Below are 11,067 nucleotides of genomic sequence, written 5' to 3' on the forward strand. Positions count from 1 at the left end.
TGGTTTACTTCGCAAATCCAAAAGTCGCTCGAAAACAATACCATCGCATTGCAGTTTTACTTCTTAAGCAATCCACTTTTTAAATGCGTTCCTCTCTGGGTTGCGCTTCGGCATCAAGTCGTTTCTCCAACGCTGCCAGATCTGGAGGCAGTGGTGCCTGGAATGTCATCCGCTGCTTCAGAATAGGATGGTCGAATGATAGCTCGTATGCATGTAACGCTTGACGATCAATCCACCCATCTCGCTCGTTTCGCATCGCCTCTGTATCAGCATCGATTCTATCGCTTGGCAAGGTCTTATACATCCGATCACCAATTAGCGGACAACCAATTGAAGTCATATGTACACGAATTTGATGGGTTCGGCCACTCTCCAGTTTCAGATTCACTACACTGGCACTGCCATTTCCCCACGTAGTTACCACTCTGTACAAGGTTCTGGCGGCATAGCCATCAGGTGTTACGATTCGACGATGAGGCTCGTCAGGGTCACGGTCAATTGGACCATCCACCGCACCTTCTACCTCAGCGGGGCAACCATGCACAATAGCCATATACTTTTTATCGACCGTTCCAGCAATCATCTGCTCCGACACATGCTGGTGCACATAAGGGTTTTTGGCTATTGCGAGCACACCTGATGTCTCCTGATCCAGACGATGAATCGGGCGGAAGCGGAAGCGCTCTGCTTTGGACTTCCAATAATGGACAACGCCATTGGCTAGCGTACCTGTATAATGCCCATGCGTGGGATGTACGATAATGCCGGAGTCCTTGTTTACAATAAGCAGATGCTCATCTTCATATAAAATGTTAAAAGGTAGCTCTTCTGGCAAAATGTCATCTGATTCTTCTTGTTCCATTCGAACTTCGAGTCGATCCCCCGCGGATACCTTCACGCTGATATACACACGCTCTCCGTTCAACATGATTCCTTGTTCCGTGAGCTTCAATCTCGACAAAAGTTTACGGGATACCTGCAGCCGCCGCTGTAGCACGGTCTTCAGCAGCCAGCCATCCTCCTGCTCAGGAATCGTATAGACAAGCGGCGAATAATACAGGCTCATTCTTTGCGGCGGAAAACTTTTTTGCTCCGCACATATTCAATATCAGCTACCTGTTGTCTCGCATTGGCTGTCCGTGCAACCACGAAGAAATAATCCGATAAACGGTTTAAATAACGTCTTACCGATGGATTAATATCGGTATGTTGGCCAAGAGTAACTGCACGGCGTTCCGCACGACGACACACAGTGCGACACACATGCAGTGTAGATGATAGCAGACTTCCCCCCGGCAAAATGAAACGTTCTACCTTTGGATTCTCCGCATCATACATGTCAATCCATTGTTCCAATCTAGTAACCATCTCATCACGCACTTTATATTTTGTCTCACTAATTCTTACAAAAGCGAGATCTGATCCACAGTCAAACAACTCCTGTTGTACTTCAAGCAAATGCTCTCGGAGATCCTCGAATTGCCCTGTTGCATGATCAATTAAACTGATTGCTTGTCCCACAAAACAATTCAGTTCATCAATTGTTCCATATGCCTCTACTCGATCATCATCCTTGATGACCCGTCCACCAATCACTGATGTTTGACCTTCGTCACCTGTTCGTGTGTATATGCCCATGCTAATCCCTCCAATTGTTATTGATTCGCGCGGTAGAATATTCGGGTTATTAGTAATGCGAACATTCCTTAACTTCAACTTAACCAGTATACTTGACCACCATAAGATACGGAAATGCATTTTTTTCAGAAACCGCTTGAAAGCTTGCCACGTATATTGAATTGAGTTGTAATGCTGAGTATACATGAAATTGATAAACCCCCATAAAAAAGGAGACGATGATGCAGAACTGGATAACCGATTTCATGGAACAGTATGGATACATAGGAATTGCGCTGATAATTGCCCTTGAGAATGTATTTCCGCCCATTCCTTCTGAGATTATTTTGCCATTCGGCGGATTTATGACCACGTATACTAGCCTCACACTGCCTGGCGTTATTATTGCTGCAACGATCGGATCTGTACTTGGAGCTATCATTTTATATGCCATTGGACTGTTAATTGATGTGAACCGATTAGAGAAAATAGTAGACCGCTGGGGTCATATTCTACGTATCAAAAAAGAGGACATTCATCGTGTAGACGCATGGTTCGATAAATACGGAATGTGGACTGTCTTGTTCTGCCGTATGATTCCTCTTGTTCGTAGCTTAATCTCCATCCCTGCCGGTATGTCCAATATGAAGTTTGGATTATTCGTGCTTTTTACCACAATCGGTACATTCGTATGGAATATTATTCTGGTCTCTGTTGGAGCCGCACTTGGAGCATCATGGGAAAGTATTCTGAGCTTTATGGATGTGTACTCCCTTGTAATTTACATCATTCTCGCAATCCTTATTGTAGGATTGATAATTTGGTGGGTCAAACGGAGTAGAACTCGGAATTAAGCTGTGTTTTGGAACTCCGAGAGCCGTAAATGAATTTAAGATACTCCCTAATGTAATTCACGTAAGGGATGCGTCTAACTAAATCTTTCCTCAGTTACTCTCACTAGTGCCCCTATAAAGAAAGACGTGCCGTCTCCTATAGACCGCACGTCTTTCTTTATTAAATCTCCATTATGTAGCCTTTGCCATGACTCATATGATATAAGACGACTTATTCATAACGTACTGATCGTGCCTTAAGCTCCATCGCTAAACCAGATACGAGCATGTAGACTTGTTCAGAGTGCGCCTGAAGTGCGCGATTCACAGATGCCATTCTTGCAGCGAAGATACGCTCTTCTTCCGTTGGGTTCAGTAAACCATGCATTTCATTGGTGATAACAAGCATCTTCCCTTGGTAAGACAACATGGCATCCAGCAATCGCTGCGTTTCTACACGTTGTTCATCCAAATCGTCATTCGCTCTAAAACCAGCAACCATCCACGAGGTTAAACTATCCACGATTACAATCCGACGATCTGCCAGAAATAAATTAGATTCTCGATTAATCTGATGAATAACTTCCGTCAGATGTTGACCATTCCCAGCTTCAATGACACGATAGTGAGCGGATGGAAATTCCGGAATGATCGCTTCATGATCGCCAGTTGATAAATAGATGCCTTCCCGGCTGATCTCCGCCGCATAACTAAGGGCAAACTTCGTTTTACCACTACCTATACCCCCAGTGACCGTAATCAACAATCCGCTCCCCTCCTTCCATAGCTAGGCTTCACACCTATTACTCTGTTAATGCCTTCAGTACTTTCTTTGATTCTTCAATATTTGAAGCGGATACTGGAATGGTTGCAAATAAATTTTTCGCAGCATACTGCACTTCTTGGAACATCTTCATATCTTCAAGCGGAATTCCATAGAGATGTGTTTCTTTTTTGATATCAGATCCATCATCTCCTGTGCCATCTTCAACAAAAACTCCACCTTCAAATACTCCTCGCTCGTATTTCTCTTGATCGAATGTATCATCTAAAGACACGTTTGAGCCATTGTTTCCATATTGCTTCATGTCTGCTTCAGGCAGTATAAAAATATCATGCCCACCTGCGGCATATTCTACCAGGATTTTCTGTACATCATACATCGCACTAGTGACAACCTCTACTTTGGGCTCTTCACCTAGTTTTTGCTGCAAATTCGCCTGTAGTTGTTCTGAAATAACGGACGGATCACCCTGGTTATCAATAATAAAAATCGTGAATCCACTCTTTCCTCCACAACCAGTAAGCACCAAAATTATGGAGATGATTGCCATTAGACCCCAAACTCTTTTCATTCCAGCTCCCCCTTTTGTCTCCTATGTCCAATATATCACAATTGTTCCACGCAAAAAAATAAGCACGCCTTCTAAGACTATGACTTGACTCATACCACAAAAAAAAGAGACCCCTCCGGGTCTCTCTACAGCCAAAATACGTAACGTTTCGATAGCCTGCAACAACAGCAATCTATATTACATACTTGGCAAGATATCATTTGCTTTTGATCGGATTAGCTTTCATGTACTCGTTAATCTTCAGATCAAGCAGACTACTGATCTCAATAACGATGTCAGAAGTGAACGATTTTTCTTCAAGGAAGATCTGCTCCATCTTCAGACGCAGCAGATGAATTTCATCTTCCAAGGAAATGTCATGCAATGATGCGTGATCTCGTTTGACCGACCATCGGTCGCCATGATCGCCTTCAGCCAGATATTGTCCACGATTAGTCGGTAACTCATATTCAACACAAAACAAGCTAACCCCTCCTTGGAAAATGTTCTTCCGAATGTTAAATGTTAGAAAAAGTTATTTCAAATTGAAATTATATCACAATAATTTGTAAAAGAAAGTCATTTTTTCTAATATAACAAATTGTATCATTCGGGTATCCTTTTCTAACCATACAAAAGAATCTTTTTACTTATTAACCCTCTTTTTGTATCTTGTAAACAAAATTTCCGATTCGTTCCAGAGCTTCATTCAATTGAGTCACTGAAGTTGCATAAGAACAACGAAGGAAACCTTCACCTTGTGGGCCAAACACATTACCAGGCACAGCAGCAACCTTATTTTCTGTGAGCAATCGTTCAGCAAAAACATCAGAAGTAAGGCCTGTCTTTTGAATACTTGGGAATGCGTAAAATGCACCCTGGGGTTCATGACAGTCTAATCCAATATCACGGAATCCCTGTACGATCAGCCTTCTGCGCTGATTATAGGACTCCACCATTCTGTCCTTCTCACCTAATCCGTTCGTTAAAGCTTCAAGTGCAGCAACTTGCCCCATCGCAGGAGCACACATAACCGTATACTGATGGATTTTGAGCATTGCCGCAATAAGCTCTGGATGTCCGCACATGTATCCGATCCGCCAACCAGTCATAGCAAATGCTTTGGAGAATCCACTGACTAGAATTGTGCGTTCCTTCATATCAGGAATTGAAGCGAAGCTAACGTGTTTTTGCGTATACGTCAACTCAGCATATATCTCATCAGCAATGACGATAAGATCATGCTTCTTGATCACTTCAGCAATCGGAAGCCATTCTTCATACGTCATAATTGCTCCGGTTGGATTGCTTGGATAACACAAAATCACAACTTTGGATTTGGGCGTAATGCTTGCCTCGAGTGCCTCCGCTGTCACTTTGAATTGATCTTTGGCATAGGTCTCAACACCAACAGGCACACCCCCACCAATTGAAGCAATGGGTGAATATGCTACATAAGACGGTTCTGGAATTAGAATTTCGTCTCCCGGTACGATCAAAGCCCGTAAGGCGAGGTCAATCGCTTCACTGCCGCCAACCGTTACGATAATTTCGTCCTTCGGATCATACTTTGTATCGAATTGGGTATGCAAATAATCGCTGATGGCTTCTCTCAGCTTCGGCATACCGGCATTTGACGTATAACTAGTCATGCCTCTTTCCAATGAATACACACAAGCTTCTCTCACGTGCCATGGCGTAACAAAGTCCGGTTCCCCGACGCCAAGTGTAATGATGTCTTTGTTATCACCAACCAGATCAAAAAACTTACGAATTCCGGATGGCGGTATCTGCTGAACCAAAGGTGCCAGATACGAAGTCATTTTCTTGTTATTCCCTGTTGTCTGTTCATTCACTATCATGACACATCTTCCTTTACGGCGAGATCATGAGACGGTTGTCTTCCTGATGGTCTTCAAAAATAATCCCGTCCTGCTTATATTTTTTAAGAATAAAATTCGTTTTGGTGGAGAGTACTGAATCGATTGGAGACAGTTTCTCGGATACAAAATTAGCAACTTCACGAAGGTTGCCACCTTCAACTTCAACGAGCAAATCATATGCTCCCGACATGAGATAAACCGATTTTACTTGAGGATACAAGTAGATTCGTTCAGCAATACCTTCGAATCCCCGACCACGCTCTGGCGTAATTTGAACTTCGATCAGTGCTGTGACTTTCTCGTCATCAATTTTGCTCCAGTTAACGACCGTTGCGTATTTGACGATGACATGCTCTTGCTCCAGCTGTGCGACGACATTCTTAATCTTATCTTCCGACTCTCCGAGCAGCGTAGACAGCAGCGCGGGAGTCCTTCTCGCGTCTTCCTTCAACAAATTCAGAACTTTCAATTGCAGGTCGTTCAAATCCTTCATGTGTTTACCTCCAGCGTCATCCAAGTTCCTTAACGTACGTGTTCGAGCTATCTCTTCAATGAATTAATACTTATATTACATGAATTTAACGTTGATGCAAAGACAAAAACCGCCTGCCTTGAATTCAGGCAAGCGGTGGTATGGTCTTCATACAGGCTTGTGCTTCAAACCCCTTTTCCAGAGGTTACATGTAATAAGGATTACCGTAACTAGGCTGATGCTGAGGCACATTAGGTGCCTGGCTGTATGGACTGCTTTGCGTATTCTTCTCCTGAATGAATTGCTGACATTTCTGCTGAGTCTGCTGTGCAGACTGGAGTTGCTTATCAACATCTGAACGTATGGCTTTGGACGAGGCAGAATACATGTTGTTTTGTTGCATCAGATTGAACAATTCACCCTGTAAACGCAAAGTATCATTCGTCAGATCATTGAACATTTTACGAACTGTAGGACAGGAAGCTTCCGTAGTTGCTGTCGTATATTCCCGAGAAGTTCGTCTCAAATCTGCAAGAATCGACTTCAACAAGTCCTGTTCTTGCATAAAATTCCCACTGGATGATAAAGATTGTGTGTACACGTATTTTCCTCCTATGCATTAAAATCACTTGCTAACGGTTTGAGGTTTATTGCGACTGGGAAGGTGCAAGAGATTGATGTTGGTGCAGAGCCTGGATCAGCGTGTTCAAATGTTGTTCATGGGCACGAACATATTGGTTCAATGCCTGCCCAATCTGTGGCTGGTGTGAGATGGATGCTGTGGCAGCACACTGTTTAATCAGCATTTCTTCATTGGAGATTGAATCCGCAATGTAGTTCAGTTCCTTTGGGCTCAGTGCTTGCATTTGTGAATATTGCATGTATGTCTGACCTCCTTAACCTAAAGTTTATGCGAATTTATTGTTACCTTGTCCTGAAAAAGTATACTTCATCAAATGAACAGAGGTGGTCTATTATGGAACTCATTAACGGAAGAACGTACTGGCCAACCACGTTCCAGCCGACACGCAATTATCCAGTTTTAGAAGAGAACCTTACCTGTGATTGCCTGATTGTTGGCGGTGGGATGGCTGGAGCATTGTCTGCCAAGCTTCTAACCGATCGTGGAATTCAAACCATCCTCATTGACAAGAGAGAGATCGGGCATGGCAGTAGTATGGCGAACACGGGCTTACTCCAATATACGAATGATAAGACGTTGACCTCCTGTATCCAGACATTTGGAGAACAGACAGGAGTACGATTTTATGAGTTGTGTCGAGATGCAATGCAGCAGCTAGCCGAGATTGCACAAAAGCTTGAAATTGATCCTTGGTTTGTGCCTCGCACAAGTCTATATTGCGCAACTGATGAGGATGATATAGTTATGCTTGAGGAGGAATATCGCAATCTGAAGCATTACGGATTCGATGTAGAGCTCTGGAATGAAGACAAGATTTGTTCCGTGTTCCCTTTCAGCAAGCGAGCTGCATTGTATACAAGTGGTGATGCGGAGGTTAATCCGTATCGCTTGGTTCACTCACTCATCCACTCGGCCTCAAATCAGGGAGCCAAAGTCTTCGCTCATACCGCCATGACCCATTGTGACTACAATGAGGATGGAGTGGTCTGTTATACGCCACAAGGAACAATTCGTGCCAAGCATGTTATTTTCTCTACAGGATATGAAACGCAAGAGATCAAGAATGATCGTGGGGCATATCTAAAGAGCACTTATGCCATTGCTACCAAACCACTGAAGGATCTTAGCAGCTGGTATGAACAGTGCATGATATGGGAAACTGCCCGACCGTATCTGTACATGCGTACAACACCAGATGGACGAATTATTGCAGGTGGACTTGATGAGGAACGCCCACGTGAAGATCAACGATCGATCAAAGCAGCTCATAAAGGTGACATTCTACTTCAACAGATTGCAGAATATTTCCCTTTATCCGAACTTGAAGTGGATTATGCTTGGGAAGCGGTCTTTGGTAGCACGCATGATGGGCTGCCCCTAATTGGACCCCATCCAGATTACCCACATTCATATTTTGTAGAAGGGTATGGTGGCAACGGGACAGTGTACAGCATGATTGGCGCAAGGCTAATTACGGAGCTTATTGCTACGGGTACAAAGAATCCCGACTTGGATCTATTTTCCCTCACAAGAACTAGCAAACCTTCTCCCGTTTAACCGGAGTAAGCATATAAGTATAGTGATGTAGATAAGGTCTAGACAATAACAGCAGTTGAAGCAGCTAATTTAAAACGGATACACAAAAAAGGTACATTCACAGGAGTTACCTCCTTGAATGTACCTTTTTATTTTTACCATACATATAGTAAACATTTGCACTCGCATACTGTCAGCACCACACTATGAAAGAGGCATAATCTAAGCCAACCTATGGTCTTAGATTTATGACGATGTTGTACCTTTTCCTTCAGTGTGTCTTAACATCTTACGCATAAAGACCCAACCGATTAGCGGAAAGGCTCCTAAGATGATAATTAACCAAGTTAGCGTTCGCAGCGAAGGTTCATTCATGACGGTTAGAATAAAGACCCCCAATCCAAACAGCCGACCAATCATCAGGGAAAGCTCTCTTAATACGACAAGTTCTACCCTTTTCTCGACATTTTCACCACTCGTGCCCATCATATCAAACCCCGCTGAGATCATCGGCAGAATGTACAATGGCATCGCAAAGGCACTCCCGATTCCCATGATCAACAGCGTACCATAGGTCACTTTCCAGAGAAGCGGCATTAACACAACCAGCAGCAATATGGCTCCAATGAGCATTCCCTTCGCCCTATACTGTGGCTTAAACCATTTGCCTGCCGCCCAATAACTTACAAGTGCTACTGCAGAAGTGATGAGAGAAAACTGCCCTAGTTTGTACTCCTGAGCAGTAGCCACATAGACCAGTAAAGCGATCAAGAATGCGAATACACCCTCACGCACCCCCTGAGCAAATAAACCTAAAGCAAGCGGCCTCCAAGGACTATGCGGTTTAGACAGCTGGAGCCAAGGCTCCGACCAGCGGTATGTACCGCTCACCTTTCTTTTTTTGAGAAAGAAACTGAACACAACTGCAATCACATAAATGACTAGAGACACCGTGAAAATAAGGCGATATCCCGTATTATCCGTCATGCGGGAAATGACTAGACCAGAGAACCATGGCCCGATAATACCTGTCATCGATCCTAACAGACCAACCCAGCCATTAAATAAATCCCGGTTATCGCGATCCGTTATTTCAAAATATACGACGTTAAATGCAATCCAGAACAGACCTAATGCACACCCTAACAGTATGCCCAGAGGCCAAATCCAGTCTACAGCGCTAGAACCAACCCAGAGAACTGTCATATAAAAAAGCCCTGATAATGCTGTTCCTAGTCGTAACGCACTCATTTTGTTATGTTCCTTAACCCATTTACCAGCAATCCAAAATGTGAGCCCGATGGCAAGTTGCTGACTGACAGTGAACCAACCTAACATAGCGTAGTCTGGCCGGCTCTTCCACAAGTACACATTCAGAAACGTTCCCGATAGAGCTCCTGCTAACACAAACAATCCATTCACGCCCAAAAGCAGAATGGATTGTCGACCCAAAGAAATCTTCATCTGCTCCTCCTTTGTCCACCTGAAGTGAGCACTTTACAGGTAGGTCTCAGGTTTAACGTACCCCAAGCGCTAGGAAAACATGATGAATCTTTGGCATGGCTATAAAATTTTATTTTGATCGAGCTTTATAAAATGATTTATTTCTTCGCACTCAAATTCTGAATCAGACGAAGACGATCATCCTCTGACAGACTGTATTGAACTTGGAAACATCCTGAGCAGACATACATCTGCACTGTGAACGGAGGTGACAACAAATCACCCGTTCCCGCAGCACCATTCGGAACAGACGTGAAGTTCGCCTGGTCTGCTTGTTGAGTACCTGCTAACAGCATGAACTCACGACAGTGTGGGCATTCTGGGACTTCTTCCTGATGATCGAGTTGCTTCTCAACACCTTCTTCGTATTGGATCAGATCATTCCCCTCATCCGCATACTTAGTTAGTGTGCGCAATTCAGGTAGTTTCAGTTCTACCTCGTCGCCCCATAAATCAGAGATATCCGTCCCTTGATTATCGTGCACCTCATCTTCCTCGTAGACGTCCGTTTCGTTGTCAATCTCCTCTTCGTCTCCGATGTTAATGTTAAGTGTACGATATCCGTTTAGTTCATTGTGACAGTGTGGGCACTCTTCTTCAGGTCCCAGCTCCTCATCCCATACAATCTCCGTGTGACACCAAGGGCAAATTGTTGTTTCCATATCTAATCAACCTTTCTCTTTCTGTATAACCATCAAGTATTCATAACATAAATGACGCCAATAGTGAAAAATACAATGGATGCAGCAAACAAAATTCGAATTAACAGTTTCATGCCGCAAGACCTCCTACATGATGCTCGCGCCAATAGCAAAGGATAGCGAGACCGAGATAATCATGGAAATCAGTCCAACCGCCCGGTTATCCGCTTCAATTTCTTTATCAATGGAAAACACCGGGGTCAAAAATTCAAATAAAAAGTAGGCAACGAGCAGGAGAATAAACCCTAGAAATGACCACGTCATGGCTTCATAGACTGAAGATTTGGCTTGAATACAGAAACGAAGTACGTTACATATGCCAAAAATTTTGCCACCTGTTGCCATAGCAACCGCAATATTTCCCTTCTTAATCTCATCCCAGCACTTGTACTTGGTAACCAGTTCAAAGCAAGCGAGAAAAATGAGAAGCTCCATAATGGCTACCGAAAAAAAACCGAGCACCATCCCCAAGGGATGGGACAGCAATTGGTCAATCGTCCCTTTCACGCACGGTTCCCCTTCCCGCTTCCGCATTCAAAGCTGAC

General features: G+C 43.7%; 14 protein-coding genes. 2 read left to right on the top strand and 12 right to left on the bottom strand.

Annotated elements, in window-relative coordinates:
* Positions 1–79: 79 nt before the first annotated feature.
* A complete protein-coding gene (locus ASD24_RS18240) occupies positions 80–1,066 on the bottom strand; it encodes an RluA family pseudouridine synthase (protein WP_056698571.1) in 987 nt (328 codons plus the stop codon).
* Entirely contained in the window at positions 1,063–1,638 is a 576-nt protein-coding gene (locus ASD24_RS18245; protein ID WP_056698573.1) for a cob(I)yrinic acid a,c-diamide adenosyltransferase, read from the bottom strand. The genes ASD24_RS18240 and ASD24_RS18245 overlap by 4 nt, the downstream gene beginning before the upstream one ends.
* A gap of 221 nt (positions 1,639–1,859) precedes the next feature.
* On the opposite strand from ASD24_RS18245, the gene ASD24_RS18250 reads away from it, so the two are divergent.
* A complete protein-coding gene (locus tag ASD24_RS18250; RefSeq protein ID WP_056698576.1) occupies positions 1,860–2,471 on the top strand; it encodes a DedA family protein in 612 nt (203 codons plus the stop codon).
* 211 nt (positions 2,472–2,682) lie between these two features.
* On the opposite strand, the gene ASD24_RS18255 is transcribed toward ASD24_RS18250, so the two are convergent.
* The 7 genes from ASD24_RS18255 to ASD24_RS18285 form a co-directional block, all read right to left on the bottom strand.
* Positions 2,683–3,216, bottom strand: a complete 534-nt coding sequence (locus ASD24_RS18255; RefSeq protein WP_056698579.1) for a bifunctional adenosylcobinamide kinase/adenosylcobinamide-phosphate guanylyltransferase — start codon at positions 3,214–3,216, stop codon at positions 2,683–2,685.
* A 37-nt stretch (positions 3,217–3,253) separates the two neighbouring features.
* On the bottom strand, positions 3,254–3,805 hold the full coding sequence (locus ASD24_RS18260; RefSeq protein WP_056698582.1) for a hypothetical protein: 552 nt from the start codon (positions 3,803–3,805) through the stop codon (positions 3,254–3,256).
* A 196-nt stretch (positions 3,806–4,001) separates the two neighbouring features.
* The gene (locus ASD24_RS18265; RefSeq protein WP_186380932.1) at positions 4,002–4,223 is read right to left on the bottom strand and encodes an aspartyl-phosphate phosphatase Spo0E family protein; all 222 of its coding nucleotides are present in this window, start codon (positions 4,221–4,223) and stop codon (positions 4,002–4,004) included.
* A 214-nt stretch (positions 4,224–4,437) separates the two neighbouring features.
* Positions 4,438–5,646: an aminotransferase class I/II-fold pyridoxal phosphate-dependent enzyme gene (locus ASD24_RS18270; RefSeq protein WP_056698585.1), complete on the bottom strand. Its 1,209-nt coding sequence runs from the start codon at positions 5,644–5,646 to the stop codon at positions 4,438–4,440.
* Between the two features lie 13 nt (positions 5,647–5,659).
* Positions 5,660–6,160, bottom strand: a complete 501-nt coding sequence (locus tag ASD24_RS18275) for an Lrp/AsnC family transcriptional regulator (protein WP_056698588.1) — start codon at positions 6,158–6,160, stop codon at positions 5,660–5,662.
* A 184-nt stretch (positions 6,161–6,344) separates the two neighbouring features.
* Positions 6,345–6,740: a spore coat protein gene (locus ASD24_RS18280; protein WP_056698592.1), complete on the bottom strand. Its 396-nt coding sequence runs from the start codon at positions 6,738–6,740 to the stop codon at positions 6,345–6,347.
* Positions 6,741–6,786: 46 nt separating this feature from the next.
* The gene (locus ASD24_RS18285; protein WP_056698596.1) at positions 6,787–7,020 is read right to left on the bottom strand and encodes a hypothetical protein; all 234 of its coding nucleotides are present in this window, start codon (positions 7,018–7,020) and stop codon (positions 6,787–6,789) included.
* A gap of 95 nt (positions 7,021–7,115) precedes the next feature.
* Between ASD24_RS18285 and ASD24_RS18290 the strand changes: the two genes are divergently transcribed.
* Entirely contained in the window at positions 7,116–8,339 is a 1,224-nt protein-coding gene (locus ASD24_RS18290) for an NAD(P)/FAD-dependent oxidoreductase (protein WP_056698599.1), read from the top strand.
* A 225-nt stretch (positions 8,340–8,564) separates the two neighbouring features.
* Here the strand turns inward: ASD24_RS18290 and ASD24_RS18295 are convergent, their stop codons facing one another.
* From ASD24_RS18295 to ASD24_RS18305, 3 genes are all read right to left on the bottom strand, one after another.
* Positions 8,565–9,782: an MFS transporter gene (locus ASD24_RS18295; protein ID WP_056698602.1), complete on the bottom strand. Its 1,218-nt coding sequence runs from the start codon at positions 9,780–9,782 to the stop codon at positions 8,565–8,567.
* Positions 9,783–9,919: 137 nt separating this feature from the next.
* The gene (locus tag ASD24_RS18300) at positions 9,920–10,483 is read right to left on the bottom strand and encodes a hypothetical protein (RefSeq protein ID WP_056698604.1); all 564 of its coding nucleotides are present in this window, start codon (positions 10,481–10,483) and stop codon (positions 9,920–9,922) included.
* 126 nt (positions 10,484–10,609) lie between these two features.
* Positions 10,610–11,029 carry a DUF350 domain-containing protein gene (locus ASD24_RS18305; RefSeq protein WP_235540655.1) on the bottom strand — a complete coding sequence of 140 codons (420 nt, stop codon included), beginning with the start codon at positions 11,027–11,029 and terminating at the stop codon, positions 10,610–10,612.
* Between the last annotated feature and the right edge of the window lie 38 nt (positions 11,030–11,067).

It is taken from the genome of Paenibacillus sp. Root52 (genome assembly GCF_001426865.1).
Classification (GTDB): Bacteria; Bacillota; Bacilli; order Paenibacillales; family Paenibacillaceae; genus Paenibacillus.